24 protein-coding genes are annotated in these 23786 nt (G+C 61.1%); 11 read left to right on the top strand and 13 right to left on the bottom strand.

Annotated features, from left to right (window positions below):
- Positions 1-62 precede the first annotated feature (62 nt).
- The 3 genes from ACYZTW_RS21040 to ACYZTW_RS21030 form a co-directional block, all read right to left on the bottom strand.
- Positions 63-734: a glutathione S-transferase family protein gene (locus tag ACYZTW_RS21040; protein WP_462001632.1), complete on the bottom strand. Its 672-nt coding sequence runs from the start codon at positions 732-734 to the stop codon at positions 63-65.
- A gap of 84 nt (positions 735-818) precedes the next feature.
- Positions 819-1730 (bottom strand): aromatic amino acid exporter YddG, encoded by a 912-nt coding sequence (gene yddG / locus ACYZTW_RS21035; protein ID WP_462001631.1) that lies wholly within the window; start codon positions 1728-1730, stop codon positions 819-821.
- Between the two features lie 57 nt (positions 1731-1787).
- Entirely contained in the window at positions 1788-2582 is a 795-nt protein-coding gene (locus ACYZTW_RS21030; protein WP_462001630.1) for a hypothetical protein, read from the bottom strand.
- 288 nt (positions 2583-2870) lie between these two features.
- On the opposite strand from ACYZTW_RS21030, the gene ACYZTW_RS21025 reads away from it, so the two are divergent.
- The gene (locus tag ACYZTW_RS21025; protein ID WP_462001629.1) at positions 2871-4190 is read left to right on the top strand and encodes an Nramp family divalent metal transporter; all 1320 of its coding nucleotides are present in this window, start codon (positions 2871-2873) and stop codon (positions 4188-4190) included.
- Between the two features lie 127 nt (positions 4191-4317).
- Here the strand turns inward: ACYZTW_RS21025 and ACYZTW_RS21020 are convergent, their stop codons facing one another.
- On the bottom strand, positions 4318-5220 hold the full coding sequence (locus ACYZTW_RS21020; protein ID WP_462001628.1) for a LysR substrate-binding domain-containing protein: 903 nt from the start codon (positions 5218-5220) through the stop codon (positions 4318-4320).
- A 111-nt stretch (positions 5221-5331) separates the two neighbouring features.
- On the opposite strand from ACYZTW_RS21020, the gene ACYZTW_RS21015 reads away from it, so the two are divergent.
- Positions 5332-5934, top strand: coding sequence for an NADPH-dependent F420 reductase (locus tag ACYZTW_RS21015; RefSeq protein WP_462001627.1), 603 nt, complete (start codon positions 5332-5334; stop codon positions 5932-5934).
- Between the two features lie 266 nt (positions 5935-6200).
- On the opposite strand, the gene ACYZTW_RS21010 is transcribed toward ACYZTW_RS21015, so the two are convergent.
- Genes ACYZTW_RS21010 through ACYZTW_RS21000 form a run of 3 tightly spaced genes read right to left on the bottom strand, consistent with a single transcriptional unit; the run spans position 6201 to position 8791 of the window.
- Positions 6201-7382, bottom strand: a complete 1182-nt coding sequence (locus ACYZTW_RS21010; RefSeq protein ID WP_462001626.1) for an acetyl-CoA C-acetyltransferase — start codon at positions 7380-7382, stop codon at positions 6201-6203.
- Positions 7383-7393: 11 nt separating this feature from the next.
- Positions 7394-8059 (bottom strand): CoA transferase subunit B, encoded by a 666-nt coding sequence (locus ACYZTW_RS21005; protein WP_282382231.1) that lies wholly within the window; start codon positions 8057-8059, stop codon positions 7394-7396.
- A gap of 33 nt (positions 8060-8092) precedes the next feature.
- Positions 8093-8791: a CoA transferase subunit A gene (locus ACYZTW_RS21000; RefSeq protein WP_074875602.1), complete on the bottom strand. Its 699-nt coding sequence runs from the start codon at positions 8789-8791 to the stop codon at positions 8093-8095.
- A gap of 285 nt (positions 8792-9076) precedes the next feature.
- Between ACYZTW_RS21000 and ACYZTW_RS20995 the strand changes: the two genes are divergently transcribed.
- The gene (locus ACYZTW_RS20995) at positions 9077-9991 is read left to right on the top strand and encodes a LysR substrate-binding domain-containing protein (RefSeq protein WP_462001625.1); all 915 of its coding nucleotides are present in this window, start codon (positions 9077-9079) and stop codon (positions 9989-9991) included.
- A 151-nt stretch (positions 9992-10142) separates the two neighbouring features.
- On the opposite strand, the gene ACYZTW_RS20990 is transcribed toward ACYZTW_RS20995, so the two are convergent.
- Entirely contained in the window at positions 10143-10985 is an 843-nt protein-coding gene (locus ACYZTW_RS20990) for an NAD-dependent protein deacetylase (protein ID WP_462001624.1), read from the bottom strand.
- 162 nt (positions 10986-11147) lie between these two features.
- A complete protein-coding gene (locus ACYZTW_RS20985) occupies positions 11148-12194 on the bottom strand; it encodes a class I SAM-dependent methyltransferase (RefSeq protein WP_462001623.1) in 1047 nt (348 codons plus the stop codon).
- Positions 12195-12628: 434 nt separating this feature from the next.
- Between ACYZTW_RS20985 and ACYZTW_RS20980 the strand changes: the two genes are divergently transcribed.
- From ACYZTW_RS20980 to ACYZTW_RS20970, 3 genes are all read left to right on the top strand, one after another.
- Positions 12629-13963, top strand: coding sequence for an acetamidase/formamidase family protein (locus ACYZTW_RS20980; protein ID WP_462001622.1), 1335 nt, complete (start codon positions 12629-12631; stop codon positions 13961-13963).
- A gap of 144 nt (positions 13964-14107) precedes the next feature.
- Entirely contained in the window at positions 14108-14947 is an 840-nt protein-coding gene (locus ACYZTW_RS20975; RefSeq protein WP_462001621.1) for an HvfB family MNIO-type RiPP peptide maturase, read from the top strand.
- Positions 14940-15698: an HvfC family RiPP maturation protein gene (locus ACYZTW_RS20970; protein WP_462001620.1), complete on the top strand. Its 759-nt coding sequence runs from the start codon at positions 14940-14942 to the stop codon at positions 15696-15698. Before ACYZTW_RS20975 ends, ACYZTW_RS20970 begins: the two co-directional genes overlap by 8 nt.
- Before the next feature lie 436 nt (positions 15699-16134).
- On the opposite strand, the gene ACYZTW_RS20965 is transcribed toward ACYZTW_RS20970, so the two are convergent.
- Together ACYZTW_RS20965 and ACYZTW_RS20960 are read right to left on the bottom strand one after the other, a co-directional pair.
- Positions 16135-17442, bottom strand: coding sequence for an ATP-binding protein (locus tag ACYZTW_RS20965; protein ID WP_462001619.1), 1308 nt, complete (start codon positions 17440-17442; stop codon positions 16135-16137).
- Positions 17439-18179, bottom strand: a complete 741-nt coding sequence (locus ACYZTW_RS20960) for a response regulator (RefSeq protein ID WP_033060285.1) — start codon at positions 18177-18179, stop codon at positions 17439-17441. Before ACYZTW_RS20960 ends, ACYZTW_RS20965 begins: the two co-directional genes overlap by 4 nt.
- Before the next feature lie 297 nt (positions 18180-18476).
- Between ACYZTW_RS20960 and ACYZTW_RS20955 the strand changes: the two genes are divergently transcribed.
- The 3 genes from ACYZTW_RS20955 to ACYZTW_RS20945 all read left to right on the top strand — a co-directional run bounded on the left by ACYZTW_RS20955 (position 18477) and on the right by ACYZTW_RS20945 (position 20386).
- The gene (locus ACYZTW_RS20955) at positions 18477-18743 is read left to right on the top strand and encodes a DUF2790 domain-containing protein (RefSeq protein WP_462001618.1); all 267 of its coding nucleotides are present in this window, start codon (positions 18477-18479) and stop codon (positions 18741-18743) included.
- A 48-nt stretch (positions 18744-18791) separates the two neighbouring features.
- On the top strand, positions 18792-19004 hold the full coding sequence (locus ACYZTW_RS20950; protein WP_462001617.1) for a hypothetical protein: 213 nt from the start codon (positions 18792-18794) through the stop codon (positions 19002-19004).
- A 170-nt stretch (positions 19005-19174) separates the two neighbouring features.
- Positions 19175-20386, top strand: a complete 1212-nt coding sequence (locus ACYZTW_RS20945; protein WP_462001616.1) for a cytochrome c biogenesis protein DipZ — start codon at positions 19175-19177, stop codon at positions 20384-20386.
- Between the two features lie 17 nt (positions 20387-20403).
- On the opposite strand, the gene ACYZTW_RS20940 is transcribed toward ACYZTW_RS20945, so the two are convergent.
- Positions 20404-21387, bottom strand: a complete 984-nt coding sequence (locus ACYZTW_RS20940) for an AraC family transcriptional regulator (RefSeq protein WP_462001615.1) — start codon at positions 21385-21387, stop codon at positions 20404-20406.
- A gap of 194 nt (positions 21388-21581) precedes the next feature.
- On the opposite strand from ACYZTW_RS20940, the gene ACYZTW_RS20935 reads away from it, so the two are divergent.
- Entirely contained in the window at positions 21582-21851 is a 270-nt protein-coding gene (locus ACYZTW_RS20935; protein WP_033060295.1) for a DUF4242 domain-containing protein, read from the top strand.
- A 37-nt stretch (positions 21852-21888) separates the two neighbouring features.
- The gene (locus ACYZTW_RS20930) at positions 21889-22701 is read left to right on the top strand and encodes a class I SAM-dependent methyltransferase (protein WP_462001614.1); all 813 of its coding nucleotides are present in this window, start codon (positions 21889-21891) and stop codon (positions 22699-22701) included.
- Positions 22702-22836: 135 nt separating this feature from the next.
- Here the strand turns inward: ACYZTW_RS20930 and ACYZTW_RS20925 are convergent, their stop codons facing one another.
- Positions 22837-23763 (bottom strand): universal stress protein, encoded by a 927-nt coding sequence (locus ACYZTW_RS20925; RefSeq protein WP_462001613.1) that lies wholly within the window; start codon positions 23761-23763, stop codon positions 22837-22839.
- Between the last annotated feature and the right edge of the window lie 23 nt (positions 23764-23786).

Here is a 23786-nt window from a genome sequence, read left to right as displayed (position 1 = left end):
ACGACTGCTGCGCAGTCGAACGCAGCCTCGCAGGCTCGGCAGCTGCTACAACAACAGCGGTGTTAGGCCTGGTTCTGCGGGAACAGGTTGCGACGGGTTTCTTCGTCGAATTCAGCCTTCAGCACCAGTTTCTCTTTAAGACCGTGGGCACGTTGGGCGGCCGGACGGGCGCTGATGTCATCGAACAGGCGCTTGACGTTCGGGTACGCCGCCAGGCCGTTCTCGCCGAGGATGTACGGCGCGTAATTGGCCCAACCCCAGAGCGCCATGTCGGCGATGCTGTAGGTGTCGCCGGCCAGGTACTGATGGTCGGCCAGGCGCTGATCGAGCACGCGGTAGTGACGTTCGACTTCTTTGAGGTAGCGGTTTTTCGCGTAAGGCAGGTCTTCCGGTGCGTGGTGCAGGAAATGCACCGCCTGGCCGGAAAATGGCGACAGGCCCGTCGCGATGAACATCAGCCAAGACAGTAGCTCGGCTTGCCCGGCCACGGAGGTCGGCAGGAAGCGCTGATGTTTTTGCGCCAAGTGCAACAGGATCGCCTGGGAGTCGAAGACGGTCGCGTCGCCATCGACCAGGGCGGGCACCTTGGCGTTCGGGTTGATCGCCAAAAAGGCTGGCAGGTGTTGCTCGCCCTTGAAGGTGTCGACGCCGATCAATTCGTAGGGTGTTTGCAGCTCTTCGAGCAGCAGGGCGACTTTCATCGGGTTGGGCGAAGGGTGGAAAAAGAACTTCATGGTGTAGGGCTCAGTCAGTGATGGGTGTTGAACTGAGGCTGATGTTGAAGTAAACCCGTTCGAATGACGTGCGATCTTTTTGCTTTACTCGTTCGAAACTATCGAACGTGTTATCGGCACTTTGGCGGTCGATCGCGACGTGGCGATCACTGCCCCGGCGATAATCAGCAGCGCGGGGACGATCAGAATCGGGCTGGCATGGCTGCGTCCCACGGTGATCAGCAACACCGTGGAAATCAGCGGCGCCAGGTAGGAAAGCGCCCCCAGCGTCGCCAGACTGCCGTGTTTGGTGGCGTGGTCCCAGGCAAAAAACGCCAGGCCTACCGGTCCCAGGCCAAGGCAAATGATGGCCGCCCATTGGCTGACGTCTGGCCAGACCGTGGTTTCAAACAACAGATGGCAGGCCAGCCCGGCGACGGCCACCAGGCCGCAGACGCCACCGATGGTGCTGCTGGGCACTTCGTTGAAGCGCCGGTTGAACACCGAATACCCGGCCCAGATCAGCGCGCAGCCAAACGCCGCGAGATACCCGGCCACCGGCATCGCCGCGCCCGCCGCCGGCGCGTGTTGCTGCATGATGAACACCGTGCCGGCCAGGCCCAGCAGTGCACCGAGCAATTGCCGTTTGTGCAGCTTTTCTCCGGCCGAGAACGCCGACAGCAACACCAGCAACAGCGGCCAAAGGTAGTTGATCAAACTGGCTTCGGCCGCGGGGGCGGCTTTGAGCGCGAAAAAGTACAGCGCGTGATAAACGAAAATTCCGACGAACCCGGTCGCCCATACGGCCCAGGGCTGGCGCCAACTATTGAACCCGGCGAGCCCACGTCGTCCCAGAATCACCAGGCTCGCCGCGAACGCCGCGCCGAAACCGAGTGTCAGCAGTTCAAACGGTGGAATGCCTTCGGTGAGGGTGGTCAGCAAGGCCAGGGAGGACCAGAGCACAATCGCAATCACGCCGACGGCCGTCGCGCTGTGGCTGTTTCGGAGCTGAGTCATGTCTGTTCCTTCAGCGCGATGAGCGGGCGACATCCTGGCCCGATGACATCAAGCAGCTTAGCGTTTGATTGCCGTACGTCCAGCGTCTGGTGCGGGGCTCATCGGTTTGGCCAACAAGCGCTTGGTCACCCCGAGCATACCCACTGACACCGCGATGCCCAGGGCGAACGCGGTCAGACCCATGCCTGGCAAGGTCAACGCCAACACCAGGCAAAACGCGGCGAACGAATACATCCCGGTAGCCGTCGCCCGCAACAACGCAGCGGTAAACGCCGGTCCGCGGGTTTGCTGGGAGAACACCGCCATCACGCTGCCCAGCACCGGAAACACGGCGAGCAGGCCGCTCCAGCGTTCGCCAACGGTGCTGGCCAACAACGTGACGGCGAGGGTGAGCAGGGCGCCGGCAATCATGCGCAGCAGCAGTTTGTCGGACTTCGGCGCCGGGCCTGAAACGATCGGCTGTACCGAGGGAAACAGATACGGCGCCGCCAGCAGGGCGGTCGCGGCGGCGATCACTGAGAACACCAGGGACGGGGGAATCAACGACAGTACAACGGCCGCCGTGGCCCAGACCAACAGCGAAATCATCAGCGTCCACAGCCACCCCGCGCGTTGTGCAACCTGAGCGTAGGTCACGCAAAAGGCAATCATCGCGAACATCGCCGACAGCGCTGCCGTCGCCGATTGAGCAGCGAACTCTGGACCCTGTTCGACGGCGAGAAAGAACAGAATAGGCCCGACCACCACCGGCAACCCCGACAGCCAACCGGCGACACTCGGTCCCCAGCGTTTACCGGCCAGGGAAATCAGCAAGAGAAACCCTGGGATGACCAGCAGTTTGAGTATCAGCACGCACGCACCTCCGACCTGAGTAAGGCGGTAACGTTAGCATTGCGAGTGAGTGATTGCTCTATAGATGTCGTGATTTTGTATACAAATATCAGGGCTTCAATCGACACCGCCCTGTAGGAGCCGAGCTTGCTCGCGATGGCGATCTAACAGGCCCTTCGATACTGAATGTGTCGCCTTCATCGTCGGATCGCCGCCCGGAGCAAGCTTGGCTCCTACAGGGTTTTGCGTGTACACCGCAACGCGTGAAACGTCTAAGCTGCCCCCTCCCACTTGTTTCTGGATGTTTGCGTGAAATTCAGTTTGCCCAAAACCGCCACGGCGCCGTTCTGTCCGCCAGAAGTGGCCGGCAGTGTTGCCGTCGATCCCCGCGCCTCGTTCTTCAACCGGATGCTGCGCTTTGCCGGTCCTGGCTTACTGGTGTCCATCGGCTACATGGACCCGGGCAACTGGGCGACCGCCATCGAGGCCGGCTCGCGGTTTGGTTACAGTCTGTTGTTCGTGGTGCTGCTGGCGAGTCTGGCGGGGATGGTGGTGCAGTGTTTGTGTTCACGCCTGGGCATCGCCACCGGGCGTGATCTGGCGCAGTTGTCCCGGGAGCGCTACAGCACGCGGACCGCACGGACCCAGTGGGTGTTGGCGGAAATCTCGATCATCGCCACTGACCTGGCCGAAGTGCTCGGCTGCGCCCTGGCGTTCCATTTGCTGCTGGGCTGTTCGCTGACCTTCGGCATCGCGCTCACGGCATTCGACACGTTGCTGGTATTGGCCCTGCAAAACCGTGGCTTCCGCCGACTCGAAGCAATCATGCTGGTGCTGGTGGGCACCATTGGCGTGTGTTTCTTCGTTGAATTGCTGCTGATCAAACCCTACTGGCCGGACGTCGCCCGGGGGTTCACGCCGTCACTGTCCGCCATCGGCGATGCCGCGCCGCTGTACCTGGCCATCGGTATTCTCGGGGCCACGGTGATGCCGCATAACTTGTACCTGCACACCTCCATCGTGCAGACCCGGATGATCGGCAAGGACTTGGCCAGCAAGCAGGATGCGGTGAAACTGGCGCGCATCGACACCATTGGCTCTCTGGCCCTGGCGTTGCTGGTCAACGCGGCCATCCTGATCCTCGCCGCGGCGGCGTTCCACAAGACCGGACATACCGACGTGGTGGACATCCAGGACGCTTATCACCTGCTCGACCCATTGGTGGGCGGGGCGCTGGCCAGTGTGTTGTTTGGCGTCGCGTTGCTGGCTTCGGGTCAGAGCTCGACCTTCACCGGGACTATCGCCGGGCAGGTGATCATGGAGGGCTTCCTGAACCTGCGGATTCCTTGCTGGCAACGGCGATTGCTCACACGCGGGCTGGCGCTGATCCCGGCGTTCATTGGCGTCTGGCTGATGGGCGACGATGCGATCGGCAAGCTGCTGGTGTTGAGTCAGGTGGTGTTGAGCCTGCAATTGCCGTTTGCGTTGTATCCGCTGATTCGCATGACCAACGATCACACGCTCATGGGGCCGTTGGTGAATAGGTGGCCGACGCGGGTACTGGCGTGGGGGTTGTTTGTGCTGATCAGCGGGGCGAATAGCTGGTTGATCTTGCAGTTCGTAGCCTGAGTCTGAAGCTGTGTTGCCTGACCGGGCCTCTTCGCGAGCAGGCTCGCTCCCACATGGGATGGGGGGCTCTCAGATTTAGTGTTCACCGCAGATCAATTGTGGGAGCGAGCCTGCTCGCGAAGAACGATTACGCGGTCTCCCTCTGAAACGCCTCAACCACAAAGTCGATAAACACCCGGGTCTTGGCCGGCATCAACGTCCGGCTCGGGTAATACAGAGAAATCGGCCCCGCGTCGGCGTGCCAATCGGGCAGCAGGCGCACCAGTTCGCCACGCTGGATATTCGCCAGCACATCCGGCAACACCAGCAGTGTCACGCCCAGGCCGAGTATCGCCGCTTCGCGCATGGCGGCCGGATCATTGAGCACAATGTGTTCGTTCAGATTGGCCGGTGCTTCATTGCCAGCACCATCGTGCATCAGCCATTGGCGAATCCGCCCGGTGCGGGTGCCGCGCATCACAATGCCGGTGTGTTCGGACAGGTCCGCCGGGCTGTCGGGCGGTGTGCGCCCGGCCAGGTAGGCGGGTGAGGCGACCGCCACCACATGCGCCGCCGCCAACGTCCGCGACACGACCCCGGGCGTCAACTTGAAGCCGCCGCCGATGGCTGCGTCATACCCTTCGGCAATCAAATCCACAGGGCGGTTTTCGAAGTGCCATTCCGGGCGAATCAGTGGGTAGCGTGCCAGGAACGCCGGCAGCAGCGGCAAGATATGATCGATGCCAAACGTCGGCGCCAGACTGACTTTGAGCACGCCCGCCGGCTCGCCCTGGTCGCCGCTTACCGCGCTGATCGCTGTCTGTAACGCTTCCAGATTGCCGCCGATGCTGGTCAGAAAGCGCTCCCCGGCTTCGGTCAGGGACAGCTTGCGGGTCGAACGCTGGAACAGCCGCACGCCGATGTTGCGTTCAAGCATCGCCACGTTACGGCTGACAGCGGCAGGGGTCAGCGCGAGCACCCGTGCGGCGGCGGAAAAACTGCCGGTTTCGGCACTGCGGACAAAAGATTCGAGGTTGGCGAGGGTTTCCATGGCAGGCACCTGCTAGTCATGCTTGAAGATCATTCAAGGCATTACCCGCTAATCAAACACTAATGGCAAGTGCAGTATTCATTCCAACGACAACCCTCGGAGTGAACAACCATGAGCACCATCGGAATCATCGGCGCCGGCGCAATCGGCGCAGCCTTTGCCAGAGCACTCTCGCGTCAAGGCATTGAAGTGGTGATCGCCAACAGCCGTGGCCCGCAAAGCCTGGCCTCGCTGGTGGCAGAACTCGGGCCCACGGCGCGTGCCGGCACCCGCGAGGAGGCCGCCGCACAAGCCATCGTGCTGGTCGCGGTCAACTGGTCGAAACTGCCGACCGCGCTCGACGGTCTGTCGGATTTTGGTGGACGGATTGTCATCGACGCCAACAACTCAATCGAGGCGCCGTTGTTCAAAGCGGTGGATTTGCAGGGGCGAATGTCCAGCGAAGTGTTTGCCGAATGGGTGCCCGGTGCGCGGGTGGTGAAGGCGTTCAATCACCTTCAGGCGCGCTTTCTGGAAAGCGATCCGGCGGCGGAGGGCGGGCGGCGGGTGCTGTTTCTCTCGGGGGATGATGCCGATGCGAAAGCTCAAGTGGCGGCGCTGATCGAACAGCTGGGGTTCTTCGGGATTGATCTGGGGGAATTGAGCGTCGGGGCGCGGCTGGTGCAGTTTCCAGGCGGTCCGCTGCCGGTGCTGAACCTGGTGAAATTTGCCTGACGACGCAACCTGTAGCAGCTGGCGAAGCCTGCGTTCGGCTGCGAAGCAGTCGCCAAACCTGAACACGCGTTACTTCTGATGCACCGCACTGCCCGATTCCACGACTGCTTCGCAGCCGAACGCAGGCTTCGCCAGCTGCTACAAAGTATGCGGCGCAGCGTAGATTTATGACTGACTGTAGGACCCGGTGCGACGTGAGTCGCACCGGGTGTTTTGCCAGACGGCGAACGGATATTCGTGGGTCCCCGCGCCGTCTGTTGAACGCTTTACGCCCGTTCGATCGCCAGTGCCACGCCCTGACCACCACCGATGCACAGGGTGGCGAGGCCTTTCTTGGCGTCACGCTTGATCATTTCATGCAGCAAGGTCACCAGCACCCGGCAACCCGACGCACCGATCGGGTGGCCCAGGGCGATAGCGCCGCCGTTGACGTTGACCTTGTTCAGGTCCCATTCCAGGTCCTTGGCCACCGCCAGAGATTGTGCGGCGAAGGCTTCGTTGGCTTCGATCAGGTCCAGTTGGCCGATGGACCAGCCGGCCTTGTCCAGGCAACGACGAGTCGCGCTGACCGGGCCGATGCCCATGATCGCCGGGTCGACGCCCGCATTGGCGTAAGCCGCGATTTTCGCCAGCACGGGCAGGCCGAGGGCCTTGGCTTTTTCCGCGCTCATCAGAATTACCGCAGCGGCGCCGTCGTTCAGGGACGAGGCGTTACCGGCGGTCACCGAACCGTCCTTTTTGAAGGCGGGTTTCAGTTTGCCCAGCGCTTCAGCGGTGGTGCCGGCCCGAGGCTGTTCGTCAACCTGGAAGGCGACCGGATCGCCTTTGCGCTGAGGAATCAGGATCGGCGTGATTTCGTCGGCAAAACGCCCGGCTTCGATGGCGGCCGTGGCTTTCTGCTGCGAGGCCGCGGCGAAGGCGTCCTGTTGCTCACGAGTCAGGCTGTATTTTTCAGCCAGGTTTTCGGCGGTGATGCCCATGTGGTAATCGTTGAACGCATCCCACAGGCCGTCGCTGATCATGGTGTCGACGATTTGCGCGTGACCCATGCGCAGACCGGTGCGGGCGCCGGGCATGACGTAATTGGACAGGCTCATGTTTTCCTGGCCGCCGGCGATGATCACGTCGGCATCGCCGCAGCGAATCGCCTGAGTGGCCAGGTGCAGCGCTTTCAGGCCCGAACCGCAGACCTTGTTCAGGGTCATCGCAGGCACGGTGAAGGGCAGGCCGGCCTTGATGGCGGACTGGCGGGCAGGGTTTTGCCCGGCGCCGGCGGTCAACACCTGGCCCATGATCACTTCATCGACTTCAGCAACGTCCAGGCCGGTTTGCGCCAGCAACTGACGGATCACCGCAGCACCGAGGTCAACCGCGGACACGTTTGCCAGCGCACCCTGGAAACTGCCGATGGCGGTACGGGTGGCGGCGACAATGACGACTTCTTGCATGGAATGATTCCTCACTGAGCAGCGAACTGCATTTCCGGAACGTGATCCGGCACGATCAGTTTACCGGCGGTCTTGGCGACAATCTCCTCGACGCTGACGCCCGGTGCACGTTCTTTGAGAATGAATGCGCCGTCCTGGATTTCCAGGTAGGCGAGGTCAGTCAGCACACGCTTGATGCACCCGGCGCCGGTCAGCGGGAGGCTGCATTTGGACAGGAGCTTGGACTCACCGTCCTTGGAGGCGTGGGTCATGATGACGATGATGTTGTCTGCGCCGGCCACCAGGTCCATCGCGCCGCCCATGCCCTTGACCAGCTTGCCGGGGATCATCCAGGAGGCGATGTTACCTTCAACATCGACTTCGAAGGCGCCCAGCACGGTCAAGTCGACATGACCACCGCGAATCATCGCGAAGGACTCGGCCGAGGAAAAGATCGACGCGCCGATACGCGCGGTCACGGTTTGTTTGCCGGCGTTGATCATGTCGGCATCGATGGTTTCTTCAGTAGGAAAGGGGCCCATGCCGAGCAGGCCGTTTTCCGACTGCAGCATGACTTCCATGCCTTCAGGGATGTAGTTGGCGACCAGGGTCGGAATGCCGATGCCCAGGTTCACGTAAAAGCCGTCCTGCATTTCGCGGGCGACGCGTTGAGCCATTTGTTCGCGGGAAAGTGCCATTGTTGTTATTCCTTCAGGTCCGGGGGCAGGGGATCACTTACGCACGGTGCGCTGTTCGATGCGCTTCTCGAACGTGCCGCAAATGACCCGGTCGACGTAGATGCCAGGAGTGTGGATCTGCGCCGGGTCCAGCTCGCCGGGCTCGACGATTTCTTCGACTTCGACCACGGTAATCTTGCCGGCAGTGGCGGCCAGCGGGTTGAAGTTCTGGGCGGTGTGGCGATAGATCACGTTGCCGAAATGGTCGGCTTTCCAGCCTTTGACGATGGCGAAGTCACCGGTGATGGATTCTTCCATCAGGTACTTGCGGCCATGGAATTCGCGGACTTCCTTGCCGTCGGCAACGGGAGTGCCGACGCCGGTGGCGGTGAAGAACGCGGGGATGCCGGCACCGCCTGCGCGCATTTTTTCGGCCAGGGTGCCTTGAGGGGTCAGGACCACTTCGATGGCGCCGCTGAGCAGTTGCTCCTCGAACATCTTGTTCTCGCCGACGTAGGAGGCCACCACTTTGCGGATCTGCCGGTCTTCCAGCAGCACGCCAAGGCCGAAACCGTCGACGCCGCAGTTGTTGGAAACCACGGTGAGGTCGCGTGTGCCTTTGCGCTTGATCTCGGCGATGAGGTTTTCCGGGATCCCGCACAGGCCGAAGCCGCCGGCGATCACGGTCATGCCGTCTTCAAGACCTGCAAGGGCTTCCTCGTAGGAACTCACGCGCTTGTCGAAACCTGCCATATGCACCTCTTTTATTCTTTGTGGGCGGCTGGCTAGCCGTATGGGGATGGAGTGTCTCGCCGTAGTATTCATTTGTTAAGTTGATTTTTAAGGTTGATTGATAGATAAAACTAACCAATGTGAGGCCATAGGAACCTGTAGGAGCTGTCGAGTGAAACGAGGCTGCGATCTTTTGACGTTGATCTTTAAAAACAAGATCAAAAGATCGCAGCCTCGTTTCACTCGACAGCTCCTACAGGGGTTTTTTTACGTTGAATTAATGTAGTTACCTTGGAGAGACCGCGCATGACCGTCAAGCAGATCAGGGCATTTTTGGCCGTGGCCCAGAGTTTGAGTTTTGCCGTGGCCTGCGAGCGGTTGCACCTGTCGCAATCGGCGTTGAGCCTGACCATCAAGGCGCTGGAGGAGGGGCTGGGCGGGCGCCTGTTCACGCGCAATACACGCAATGTCGCGCTGACGGCGGAAGGAGAATCGCTGGTGCCACTGGCGCGTCGCCTGATTGCCGACTGGGACAATGCCGAGGATGAGCTGCGCCAACGCTTCACCCTCCAGCGTGGTCGTGTGACCCTGGCGGCAATGCCCTCATTTGCCGGCAACCTGCTGCCGCCGATCCTGAAAACCTTCCGCGCGCGCTATCCCAAGGTCAACGTCACGGTGAATGACGTGATCAACGAGCAGGTGCTGGAGATGGTGCGTGACCGGCAGGTCGAGCTGGGGGTGGCGTTTGAGCCGACTCAAAGTTCATCGCTGGCATTCACGCCGTTGTATAGGGATCGGTTTGTGGCCGTTGTGCCGAAGGATTCTCCTTTTGCCGAACGGGAAGACATCGATTGGCAGACTTTGCTTAAGGAGCCGTTCATCACCTTGCAGCGCCCGTCCACGGTGCGGGTGATGCTCGAAGAACACTTGCAGGCGCGGGGGATGAAATTGCCGGTGGAGTTTGAAAGCCATCAGTTGGCGACGGTCGGACGGATGGTTGCCAGCGGGTTGGGGGTGAGCGCGGTGCCGGCGTTGTGTGTCGGGCAGATGCTGGAACTGGGTGCGCGGTGCATTACCTTGCGCGATCCGGTGGTGGAACGGGCGATTGGGGTGCTGACGAAACCTGGGGTGGAGCTGTCGGCAGCGGCTCAGGCTTTATTCGACATACTGAGAGAACCACCCCTCACCCTAACCCTCTCCCCAGAGGGGCGAGGGGACTGACCGAGTTGCATGGGAGATGTCCTGCGACCTGCGACCGAGAGTCGAACTCAAGTTTTGAAAAGCATGAAGATCGGCCCCCTTTCCCCTCTCCCCACTGGGGAGAGGGCTGGGGTGAGGGGTGGATCTAAAGTCGAACACTTACCCATAGGCATCAACGAATCAGGCGTTGCGTCAGAAGAGGCAAAAGCCGCTCACAAGACCCCTCTATCTTCAAATCCAGCAAATCATCCGCCCGAGTCTTCCCCAAATTAATCGCAATCAACGGCTTCCCCTGATCCGCCACCGCGCGGCATAACCGAAACGCCGAATACGCCATCAACGAAGACCCGACCACCAACAACCCCGCAGCCTTTTCGACCGCCGCCATTGCTTTGGCCGCCGTCATCTGCGCCACATTCTCGCCAAAAAACACCACATCCGGCTTCATCCGCTCACCCGCGCAATGCGGACAATGCGGCACCTGAAACCGCGCCTCAAACGCCGCATCCAGCAGCGTGTCGCCATCCGGCGCCTGCACCGCGTCCACCCCGGCCAGATACGGATTCTGCGCTTCCATCAGTTGCTGGATTGAGTCCCGCTTGCTGCGTTTTCCGCAGTCCAGGCACAACACCCGGTGCAGGCTGCCGTGAAGTTCGATGACGTCATGGCTGCCGGCCTGGTCGTGCAGGGTGTCGACGTTTTGAGTGATCAGCCCGCTGATCTGCTGAGAACTTTGCAAACTGGCCAAGGCCTCGTGGGCCACGTTCGGCTGGGCCTGGCGCACCCGTGGCCAACCGAGCATCGCCCGCGCCCAATAGCGACGCCGGGATTCGGGCGCGGAGAGGAATTCCTGATACATCATCGGTTGCCGGCCACGCCGCACGCCCTGGTTGTCGCGGTAGTCGGGAATGCCCGACGGGGTGCTGATGCCGGCGCCGGTCAGGACCACAAACGGCTGGTCGGCCATTAACTGCTGAAGGCGGTGAAGTTGTTCGCGGATGAGGCTGTCGAGCATGTTCAACACTCCGGAGGGTCTGTAGGAGCTGCCGCAGGCTGCGATCTTTTGATCTTCAGCGATTTCAGCATCGCCAAATCAAGATCAAAAGATCGCAGCCTGCGGCAGCTCCTACAGTAGACCGTCAGCCGTCAGCCGTCAGCCGTCAGCCGTCAACGGCGGTTATTTACGCGCCTCCAGAATCAGGTTGAACGGTGTTTCCGTAGCCCGACGGAACGTCTTGAAACCCGCCTCGGTGAACACCTTGCGCAGCCGCGCCTCGCCAGCCTGGGCGCCGAGCCCGAGGCCGACTTCCTGGGACAGCGAGTTCGGGGTGCAGATGAAGGTCGAGGCGGCGTAGAACAACCGGCCAACCGGGGTGGTGTTGTCATCGAGCGAGTCGTTGGCGAACGGTTCCACCAGCAGCACCGAGCCGTCCGGTTTCAGCGCGTCATAAGCGTGCCGCGCCGCGCCCACCGGGTCGCCCATGTCGTGCAGGCAGTCGAAGTAGCAGACCAGGTCATAGTCGTCGCCGGGGAAGCTTTTTGCCGTGCCTTGGAAGAACCGTGCACGCCCGGCCACGCCACCTTCTTCGGCGCGCTGGGTGGCGACCGTGACGGAGGGTGCGTGGTAGTCGAACCCGACGAACCGCGAATCTGGGAACGCCTGGGCCATGATTACGGTTGAAGCGCCATGCCCGCAGCCGATATCCGCCACCTTGGCGCCAGCCTCCAGTTTGGCGACCACGCCTTCGAGTGCCGGTAGCCATTCGGCGACCAGATGCGCTTTATAACCTGGCCGGAAGAACCGCTCCGTGCCGCTGAACATGCACGGATGGTGATCGCCCCAGGCGAGGGCGCCGTTGCCGCGCATGGCGTTAACCAGTTTGTCTTTGTCATGGAAAAACGATGCGACCACCCCAATACCACCCGCCACATAGACCGGTGAGTCTTCAATCGCCAATGCCAGGGCCTGCTCTTCGGGCAGCCGGAACTGGCCGTCGCGGTGTTCCATGTAACCGGAAGCGGCGTGGGCACTGAGCCATTCGCGCAGCAGGCGGGTGTTGCAGCCGGTTTTGTCGGCGAGGGCTTCAGGGGTGACTGGCTGACTGTCGGCCATGGCCCGGTACAGTCCGAGCTCTTCGCCGAGGATGACGTTGGCGAGCATCGCCGCGCCGCCCATGTCGTTCACCAGTTTGCCCATGAAATCATTGAGTCTGGCCTCGTCCATCACGTGTGCTCCTTCAGCAGGATCACGGTCCAGAGGCCTTGTTTTTCGAGGCGTTCACCTCTGGACGGTGGTCGTGGGAATGAACAGGACGATAAGAATGCCCTGCGTGCATTAAGTCTAGTCCGGGGTCCGTGCATCACAGCCTGGGGCGACGAAAGCCTTTGCCCACATCCCCTGGGTCACACCGTACCCCTGTGGGAGCGAGCCTGCTCGCGAAAGCGGTCTGATATTCAACATTGGTGTCGACTGGCATTGCCTCTTCGCGAGCAGGCTCGCTCCCACAAGGGATTTGTGTTGTGTATCTCACTGTATCTAACCAGCCTCCCGATACAGAGCCCACTAACTCAGGGCTACTGCCGAACACAGACGAGATACAAACCTGCGATGAACTGCGTAGGCCGTTTGGCGCCCTATACACCGTGAAGGGGACAACAATGACCACGCTCCTGCCTGAAACCGACCTGAAATCTACACCCGTCAATCGCCTGCGTGTCGACCAATACACCCGCGGCATCATCGGCCCAAGCCAGACGATGCTCGGGCCACTGGCCGACGGCGGCACCCTGATCACCGGCACACCGCCGGGCTGCTGGGGGCCGATGATCACGCCGGCCTTCGAGGGTGGCCACGAAGTGACGCAACCGGTGGCCATCGCCGGTGCGCAAATCGGCGACGCGGTGGCGATCAAGATCAAACGCATGCGCGTCACCTCTCTCGCCACTTCGTCCGGGGTGATGAGCTTCGTTGACGGTCGCTACCACGGCGATCCGTTCGTTTCCAAACTCTGCGCCGAGTGCGGCACCGAGCATCCGGCCAGCCATGTCGAAGGCATCGGCGAGGACGCGATTCGCTGTAACACCTGTGGCGCCGAAGTCAGCGCGTTTCGCTTTAGCCACGGCTACGTGATCGTGTTCGATGCGCAGAATCAGGTCAGCCTGACCGTCAATCAGGACGTCGCCAATCAACTGGCCGGTAACGCATCCGAGATGTCGGCGCTGCCGGAATTCGCCGCGCAACATTCGATCCTGTCCCTGGCGCGCGCCGACATCCCCGGTGTGGCGGCGCACATGCGGCCGTTCCTCGGCAACATCGGCACCACGCCGGCCCGTGATTTGCCCGACTCCCACAACTGCGCCGATTTTGGCCAGTACCTGATCAACGCGCCGCACCGCTTTGGCATGACCCGCGAAGAACTGCACGCGGCCAAGACCGACGGCCACATGGACACCAACTCGATCCGCGAGGGTTGCGTGTTGATCTGCCCGGTCAAGGTGCCAGGCGCCGGCGTGTACATGGGCGACATGCACGCCCAGCAAGGCAACGGCGAGATCGCCGGGCATGCCACCGATTGCTCCGGGGAAACCGAAGTGGTGGTGGAAGTGATCAAGAACCTGACCCTGGAAGGGCCGATTCTGCTGCAAAACCTCGACGACTTGCCGCCCATGGCCCGGCCGATGAATGCCGAGCAGCGGCAGAAAGTCCGCGAACTGGGCGAGCGTTGGGGTCAGCACGACATCGAGCAGAGCGGGCCGATCACCTTTATCGGCAGCGGCGAGAACCTCAACGTCGCGGTAGAGAACGGCTTGAACCGCGCCGCCTCGGTCACCGGTCTGCCGTACGACGAAGTGCTCAACCGCGCCACCATCACTGGTTCGATCGACATCAGCCGTTTGCCGGGCACCGTCCGCGTGACCTTCCTGTGCCCGATGAACGTGCTGGATCGCATCGGCATTGGCCATCTGGTGCGCGAGAAGTACGACCTGGCTTAACGCGCAACGGCGGGTCTGTACCACAGTGTGTACGGACCCGCTGGCGATACAACCGCTGCGAACTTCTGCCGGAGCGGAACACAGGCCCGATACACCTTTTCGGTTAACTGTGATTCCGTTCCGGCAATCATTGAGATCGACATCATGCAAACTCCCACCCTCTCAGCGAAGGCGACCGTCGGGCTCGGCTTGCGTCGCGGTTTAATGAAAGACCTTCAAGCCGCCCGCGTGGGCGATTTTGATTTTCTGGAAGTCGCGCCGGAGAACTGGATCGGTATCGGCGGCGCTCATGGTCATGCGTTACGTGCCTTGGCCGAGCGTTTTCCGTTGTCCTGTCACGGCTTGTCCCTGTCATTGGGCGGCCCGGCACCGCTGGACGTCGGGTTTCTGCAGGAAGTCCGGGTTTTCCTCGATCAATACAAGGTGCCGCTGTACAGCGAACACTTGAGCTACTGCAGTGATGACGGTCACCTTTACGACCTGCTGCCGTTGCCCTTTACCGAAGAAGCGGTGCATCACGTCGCCGCGCGAATTCGCCAGGCTCAGGACATTCTTGGTCGGCGTCTGGCGGTGGAAAACGTCTCCTACTACGCCGCGCCACAACAGGATATGGACGAGGTGACCTTCACCAACGCGGTGCTGCGCGAAGCCGATTGCGACCTGCTGCTGGACGTCAACAACGTCTACGTCAACTCGATCAATCACGGGTTCGATCCGCAGGCCTTTCTGGCCGGCATCGATTCGGGCCGGGTGGTTGCCATGCACGTGGCCGGGCATTTCGATGAGTCCGACACCTTGAAAATCGACACCCACGGCGCCTCGGTCAAACCGGTGGTCTGGTCGTTGCTGGCTGAGGCTTACGCCCGGTTCGGCGCGCAACCGACACTGCTGGAGCGGGATTTCAACTTCCCGGCATTTTCCGAACTGGTGGCCGAATTGCAGACCATTCGCCGCCTGCAAACCGAGGGGGTGAACCGTGGATAAGCCGAGTCTGTTTCAGCAGCAAAACACCTTGGGCCTTTACCTGCGCGATCCCGATCATTGTGCGCCTCCGGCTGAAATGGACGTGGCGCGGGCGCAGGTTTACCGCGACCTGGTGTTCTCCAACCTGTCATCGCTGCTCAGCGGCACCTTTCCAGTCCTGATCAAGACTCTCGGTGATGAACACTGGCGTTCACTGGTACGGATTTTCCTGCGCGACTACCGCGCGCACACGCCGAAATTCGGCGAGATCGCCAAGGAGTTTGTCGAGTTTCTGGCCTCGGAACCGCAAGCGTTGAGCGAAGGGTCGTGGCCGCCGTTCATGGTGGAGCTGGCGCATTACGAGTGGGTTGAGATGGCGCTGCAACAATCCGAGGCCGAGCCGTTGCCGCTGAGCGATGCCGGGTTGTTGCTGGACCGACCGTTGCAGGTGTCGCCGCTGGCCTGGCCGCTGGCTTATGCCTGGCCGGTGCAGTTGGTGGGGCCGGATTACCAGCCGGACGCCCCACCGGCTCAGCCGACGTTGCTACTGGTGCGACGGGCTGAGGACTGGAGTGTGAAGTTTTCTGCACTCAGCCCGTTGGCGTGGCGGTTGTTGCAGCGGATTGAGGCGTTTCCCGAGCTGAACGGGCGGGCGCAGCTGGAAGGGTTGGCGGTGGAGGCGGGGATGGCTGGGTCGCTGGAGTTTATGGAGAGTGGGGCGGGGTTGTTGCGGCAGATGGCCGGGGAAGGGGTGGTGGGGTTGGCGATTTAGTTGGGCTCAAAATCGACCCCTCACCCCAGCCCTCTCCCCACAGGGGAGAGGGGAAAGGGGGCAGATCTTCATGCTTTTCAAACCTGAGTTCGACTTGATTTTTCAGGTCGACTCAAAACCCACCCCTCACCCCAGCCCTCTCCCCACAGGGGAGAGGGGGAAAGGGGGCAGATCTTCATGCTTTTCAAACCTGAGTTCGACTTGATTTTTCAGGTCGATGTAGCTTGAAAGAACCACTCGGTCAGCTCCCTCTACCCTCTGGGGAGAGGGTTGGGGTGAGGGGTGGTTTTCAAAACCCGAGTTCAACTCGGTAATTCAGGTCGCAGTACCTCGAAAAAACTACTCGGTCAGTCCCCTCTACCCTCTGGGGCGGTCCGACGTTTCGGGAGGGTTAGGGTGAGGGGTGGATCTAGAGCCGGACATCGAACTCAAAAAATCACACCGCCTGACGCGGCAACCTAAGCTCCGCACACAACCCACCCCCCTCACGATTACTCAATGTCAACGACCCACCAATCGCGATAGCCAACTGCTGCGCAATCGCCAAGCCCAACCCGGTCCCGCCGGTGCTGCGGTTACGCGAATTCTCCACGCGATAAAACGGTTCCATCACCTGAGCCAATTCTTCCTCGGCAATCCCCGGACCACGGTCCATCACCTTCACCGACAAACTGCCGTCAGCCTTCGCTTCCACCCACAACTCGGCGGCGCCGGCGAACTTCAGTGCGTTGTCCGTCAGGTTCACCAGCACCCGCCGCAAAGCGTGCGGTCGGGTGTTGATCACCGCGTCACTTTTACCACCGAGCTGAACGTCTTTGCCCATGTCCTGATAGTCGAACACCAGGCTGTCGAGGAACGAATCCAGATTAGTGCGGCGACTTTCCTCGGTGGCGCCATGAACGCTGCGGGCATAGGCCACGCCTTCGCGCACCAGGTGTTCTATCTCGCCAAGATCATTCCAGAGTTTGTCTTTCTCGGCGGAGTCATCCATGAACTCGGCGCGCAGTTTCATGCGGGTGATCGGGGTTTGCAGGTCGTGGGAAATCGCCGCCAGCAGTTGCATGCGCTCCTTCAGGTAAGCGGCAATGCGCGCCTGCATCGAATTGAACGCCTTGGCGGCATGGGCGACTTCGGTCGGGCCTTTTTCATCCAGGTGCACCGCATGGGTGTTGGGGTCCAGGGTCTCTGCCGCTTGGGCGAGGCGGGTGAGGGGGCGGATGGCGATTCTCACGGCCAGCCAGGTGCAGATGAGCATCAGTGCCAGTTGCCCCAGCAACACGATGGGTAACCACGGCGACAACGGCACCATCGAGGGGCGCACGTCGATGGTCACCGGGCTGCCGTCCGACAGTTTCAGGTGGACCTGAAAATGTTTATTCGGCCCGGGGATGTCGGTCACCGTCATCGGGTAATCCTTGCCGATGGCCTCTTTGATCGACGTCATCGCGATTGGCGAATCGCTCATGGGCATGCCCGGCGAGCCTTCGTTCAACAAATAGCGGTAGTTGCGTCGATCCAGTTGTTGCAGCCAACTCATGCGTTCTTCGGCCGGCAAGCGGTCGAGGATGGCGATGGAGGTCGAGACGTCGGTTTCCAGATTGCCCAGCATGGTGTTCTTCGTGCTTTCGTATCGCTCGTAGTACTGCGCGCCGAAGGACAGCGCCTGCGCGAGAATCAAGCCGATCAGGAAGATCAGCGACAGCCGCGAGGCCAGGGTACGGGGCCAGCGCATCGAGAAATTCATGAGGGCGCCCCGAGCACTTCCACCGGCAGCGAAAACACATAGCCTTCACTGCGCACGGTTTTGATGTAGGCCGGTTCGCGGGCATCGTCCAGCAATCGCTGGCGCAAGCGGCTGACCAGCAAGTCGATGGAGCGGTCGAACAGGTCGGCATCGCGGCCTTGGGTCAGGTTCAGCAATTGATCGCGATTGAGCACCCGCTGAGGGTGATCGAGGAATACCCGCAGCAACCGATATTCCGCGCCACTGAGCGCGACCATCGTGCCGTCCTCATCGAGCAAGTGCCGGGCCGAGGTGTCCAGTCGCCAGCGCCCGAAAGCCAGCAGGCGACCGCTTTCGGTGACCACCAGGTTGGGCGGCAGCATCCGCGTGCGGCGCAGCACGGCGTTGATTCGGGCGAGCAGTTCACGGGCGGCGAATGGCTTGACCAGGTAATCGTCGGCGCCCATTTCCAGGCCGATGATGCGGTCGGTTTCATCGTTGCGCGCGGTGAGCATCAGCACTGGCGTGGCCTTGTGTTTGCCGGCGCGTAACTCACGGCACAGCATCAGGCCATCGTCGCCGGGCATCATGATGTCGAGCACGATCAGGTCCACCGGCGTGGATTCCAGGAAGGTGCGCATTTGCCGTCCATCCGCCACGACGGTGGTGCGCAGGCCGTTTTTCTTGAGGTAGTTGCCTACCAGTTCCCGGATCTCGCGGTCATCGTCCACGATGAGAATGTGATCGACGTGTTCCATTTGGCCAAGCCTCTGTAGATGGGGATATCGCGCAGTCTATCGAGCCTTGGCCCGCTCGCCCGCAGCACTTTGTATTGCAGTGTATCTGGCATGTTGGCGGATACACGTGGACGCAAAAACACCCATTTTCAGGGCATTTGTATCGCTCTGTATCCCGGCCCGGTTCTGATACGTACCGATTTACACGCGCCTGTTCCCGACACATACGGGATACCTCGCGGGCTTCTAATAGGTTCCATCGAGGCAAGCCAAGTCGCCTCGGAACGATTGACCTATTGAAGCCTTGAGGAAACCACCATGAACACCAAAGCCGTCTACGCCGCTTGCCTGTTTGCCGCCCTGAACATCTGCACCTTGTCGGCCCGCGCCGAAGCCGCCGATGTCACCGCTAAAACCTACACCTACGGCACACACCTGGACATCAAGAAAGTGGTGTCGCTGAAACAGGACGCCTCGCCTTCCTGCGGGGTTGTGGATGCCCAGCTGACCTACCTGGATTCCCATAACAAAACCCAGGTTCTGGACTACCGCAAAGTTGCTGACAGCTGCAACTCAGACAACTGAGTTCGCCGACCGCCCAACGTCAAACCCCATTGAAACAGGAAGAACATCATGATCAACGTAAGCCGCTTTTTGACTGCCATTGCCTTCTCCGTAGCCGGCGCCGCTGCCCATGCCAACGCTGCTGTTGAACAAAAAAGCTGTGGCAGCGCGACTTGCTTCCAGCTGACGCCGGTGGAGCAGAAGGGCGGGAACGCCTTTCTGGCAGAGAACGGCGGTAGCCGGACTCCGCAGGGGCAGTTGCTGGGTAACCAGACGGCCTGAGGCCCGAATACCGATCTGTAAACACCACCGATCGAGTGTGGGAGCGAGCCTGCTCGCGAAGGCGGAGTGTCAGTCGACATCAATGTTGGATGTGCTGGCCTCTTCGCGAGCAGGCTCGCTCCCACAGGGGATGGGTGGTGTGTCGCCCTCTACATTTTCAAGGTGATCCCATGTTTCTCATCGCTTTCCTAGGCGGCCTATTGACCGTCCTCAGCCCTTGCATCCTCCCGGTCGTGCCGTTCCTGTTCGCCGGTGTTAAACGCACACGTTCCTCGATCCTGCTCACCCTCGGCGGCATGGTCCTGACCTTCGCCCTGATTTCCAGCCTGGCCGTGGTCAGCAGCGAGTGGGTGATACAAGCCAACAACACCGGCCGTCATGTGGCCCTGATCGTGATGGTACTGTTCGCCTTGTCGTTGATTTCCGCCCGTGTCGGTGACTGGCTGGCCCGTCCCTTCGTGGCGCTGGGCAACCGCCTCGATCCGGACACCCGCAAAATGTCCGGCCCGTTGAGTTCGGTCATGATCGGTGTTGCCACCGGTCTGCTCTGGGCACCGTGCGCCGGGCCGATCCTCGGGGTCATCCTCACGGGCGCCATGCTGCAAGGCGCAAACGCTCAAACCAGCCTGTTACTGGTGGCGTACGGCCTGGGCAGTGCATTGTCCCTGGGCACCTTGATCTTCGCCGGTCGCGGCCTGGTCAATCGCTTGAAAGCGTCGATCCCGGTCACCGGTTGGCTGCGTCGTGGTGCCGGTGTGGCCGTACTGGCCGCTGCGGCGGTGATTTCCACCGGTGCCGACAAAACACTGCTGGCCGGCACGTCGTCCGAAGGCGTCACCACGGTCGAACAACGCGTGTTGGAAACCGTACCGAAAGTCGTCGACTACTTCATCAGCAAGGTCAAGGCAGACTCGTCCATGGACAACGCCCAAGGCGCCATGCCGTCGCTGTCCGGTGCGGTCGAATGGCTCAACTCGCCGGCGCTGAGCAACGATTCGCTTAAAGGCAAAGTCGTGCTGGTGGACTTCTGGACCTTCGACTGCATCAACTGCCAGCACACCTTGCCGTACGTGAAGGACTGGGCGAAGAAATACGAGAAGGACGGCCTGGTGGTGATCGGCGTGCACACCCCTGAATACGGTTTCGAGCGCATCATCGACAACGTCAAGGACCAGGTGAAAAAGCTCGGCATCACCTACCCGGTGGCCATCGACAACAACTACGCGATCTGGCGCAACTTCGACAACCAGTACTGGCCCGCTCACTACTTGATCGATGCCAAGGGCCAGGTGCGTTACACCCACTTTGGTGAAGGCAGTTACGAGACTCAGGAGAAAGTGATTCAGCAGTTGCTGGAAGAGGCTAAAGCACCCGCTGCGTAAGGCTTCACATCAATGGCTCACAGGCTGCGCGCCGTGGGCCATTGGTTTTTTTCCTGACTGCGCCGCCACGCCGCCGGTGGCGCTCCAAACTCTCGACGAAAGGCCCGACTGAACGCCGTGTCAGTCTGGTAGCCCACCTCTTCGGCAATCCGCATCAATGAGCTGTTACTGCTGCGTAACAGGTTGGCCGCCAGCAACATGCGCCATTGCGTCAGGTACTGCATCGGCGAACTCCCCACCAGTTGCTGGAAGCGTTCCGCCAACACTGACCTTGAAGTGCCGGCCGTGCGCGCCAGTTCATCCAGCGTCCAGGCGTGACAAGGTTTTTTGTGCAACGCGTTCAGGGCAGCGCCGACGATCCGGTCGCCCACACCCGCCAGCCAACCGGTGCGACCTTCGCCCTGTTCGTGCATGTACAGGCGTAGTACCTCGATGAATAACACCTCGGCCAGTTTCGCCAGCACACCTTCACCACCGGGGCGGGGCGATCGGGCTTCGGCCAGCGCATAACGGACCGATGATTCGAGCCAGATGCCGGCATTCGAGCCGCGCACATTGACCCGGACAACGGCCGGCAACCCGGTCAACAACATGCCGGCCAGACGGGTGTCGCACGCCAGATAGCCGCACACCAAGCGCGTTACCGCGCCGCCACCGCCATAACTCAATTGCCGTGGACGGCGCGCCAGCACTACATCCAGCCGCGCACCGCTGGCAGGCGCGAGCCCTGGTTTAGAACTCATGCGATGGGCGTCTCCCTGAGGGAAAACCACCACATCGCCGGCCGTTAGCAGGAGCGGGGGATCATCACCCAGTTCGACATAACACTCGCCTTCGGTGATCAAGTGGAAGATCACCACCCGTTCGGCGCCGGGCTCCAGAAACGGCGCGGCCGTGTCGGCGCTGGGCGACTGGTAGCACCAGGGGGCCGTGAACCTGGCATTGATAAAAATCGCGCCGACCAAGCGGACGACGCGCAGGGTCTGGGACAGGGCGTCCATGGTGGTTTTCCCGTGTTGGCGGGCAGCTTTTGATGGTGAGCTTGATTGTGAGCCTGTCGCGGCGTTGCGCGAAATCTCCGGACGATCGGGCAGGGTTGGCCGACGATCGGGCAGGACGCCAGCGTTGCCCGGCGCGATAGTTGGCACACAGGGTCTGCCGACCCTGTCATCAATAACAAGAATGAGAGGTTGCCATGCCTAAGTTCGTTATAGAACGCGAGATTCCGGGTGCTGGAACACTGTCAGAAAGGGATTTGAAAGCGGCATCGCAAAAGTCCTGCAGGACGTTGCGCGACTTGCCAGAAGTGCAGTGGCAGCAGAGTTATGTCACCGGCGACAAGCTCTACTGCGTGTACATCGCGCCCAACGAAGAGTTGATCAAGGAACACGCCAGGCAGAGCGGTTTCCCGGCCAACCGCATTTCCCAGGTCACGGCCATCATCGATCCGACCACGGCCGAATAAGCCGGGCTGCGTTCCAACCCGCAACGGAGCGGAATTCATGAGTACACCCATTGATCTTACTGCCTTGAAAAACCGTCAGATGGCCTCTTGGGCCAGTGGCGACTATGCCGTGATCGGCACTACTTTGCAGATCGTCGGCGAGCAACTGGCCGAAGCCTGCGACCTGCTCTGCGATGAACGCGTACTCGACGTAGCCGCCGGCAACGGTAACGCGACGCTCGCTGCCGCGCGCCGTGGTTGCCTCGTCACCTCCACCGACTACGTGGCCGCGCTGCTGGAACGCGGCGAAGACCGGGCCAGGGCAGAACGCCTGGAAGTGACGTTTCAAGTGGCCGACGCTGAAGCCTTGCCGTTCGAGGATGCCAGCTTCGATGCCGTGCTTTCGACCTTCGGTGTGATGTTTACGCCGGACCAACCCAAGGCCGCCGCGGAACTGGCGCGGGTCTGTCGCCCCGGAGGGCGGATTGGCCTGGCCAACTGGACGCCCGAAGGGTTCGTCGGCCAGATGTTCAAGACCCTGGGCCGCCACCTGCCGCCACCGCCGGGCGCCCAACCACCTTCGCAGTGGGGCACCGAAGCCTGGCTTCACTCGCAGTTTGACGAACGTGACTTTCAGGTCCAGGTAACGCGCAAGACCTTCAACTTCCGTTACCGCTCGGCCGCGCATTTCATCGACACGTTTCGCACCTGGTACGGCCCGGTCCACAAAGCCTTCGCGGCGCTGCCTCCTGAAGGCGCCCAAGGGCTGGAAAAAGACCTGACCGAACTGATCAACCGCATGAACAGAGCGGGAGAAAAATCGCTGGTGGTGCCGAGTGAATACCTAGAGGTGGTGATCACCCGGCGTTGACCAGCCAACACAAAACCCCTGTGGGAGCGAGCCTGCTCGCGAAGGCGGTCTGTCAGTCAGCAACAATGTCGACTGATAGATTGCTTTCGCGAGCAGGCTCGCTCCCACAGTGGGTGTGTGCTTACTCCGGAACACTCACTCATCCAGCCGCTCGGTGTACACCACCCAAACGCTGCACGGCATTTTGTACAGCAGATGCTCCACCGTACTGCCGATCAGCCGGCCCATGCCGCGATGGCCAATCCGGCCCATGACAATCACGTCAACGTCATAGGCATCGGCATAGCGGGTGAGGACCTTGGCCGGGTTACCCATGATCATGTGCCGCTGCTCCGGCGCGATGCCGTTGCGCTCGGCCAGTTCGTTGAAGGCATCCTCCTGGTAGTCGAACACGGTCTTGGCTTTGCCCGACGAGAAAAACGCCGACCCGTTGTCGAAGCCGAATTCGTCGGCGCTGATGGATGAAAGGTCATAGGCGTAGACCACATCGAGCTCGGCATTACAGGCGCTCGCCAGTTTCGCCGCCTCGTGAAGGATTCGGTCGTTGAAGGTTTTGTAATGGTCATCGCGATGAAAAGGGTCGACCGCCGCGACGATCTTTCGCGGCAAGGCGTGCACGGCGTGGCTCACGAAATGCAGCGGCACCGGGCATTCGCGCAGCAAATGCACATCGAGCGGGGTAAACATCAGCCGTGACAGCAGCGATTCGTGCTCCAGCGCCTTGATCAGCACGTCCATCGGCTGCTCTTTGAGGTGAATCAGGATTTCCTCCAATGGGCGTTCGACCCAGGCCACTTCGGTGGTGACGTGCACACCGATTTTGCGCAAGGGCCGGGCCTGCTCCTCAAGCCATTGGCGGTGGCGCTCGACGTAGCCCACGCGCATCTGTTCCAGGGCCTTTTCGTTGACCAGACTAGCGGTCGCCAGGCCTTCAAGGTAATCGAAGGCGACGATGTGCAGCGCTGCGTCTTCGGCCTTGGCCAGCGCAGCGGCCCTGTCGAATGCAGGGCTGTGTTCCATCAGCGGTGATGCAACCAGCATGAAGCGGGATTGACCAGACATGACGAACCTCCCGTGGATTAGCC

Source organism: Pseudomonas sp. LB3P25 (assembly GCF_054897985.1).
Note: the sequence above shows the minus strand (reverse complement) of the source record. Positions and strands in the feature narration are given on the sequence as shown.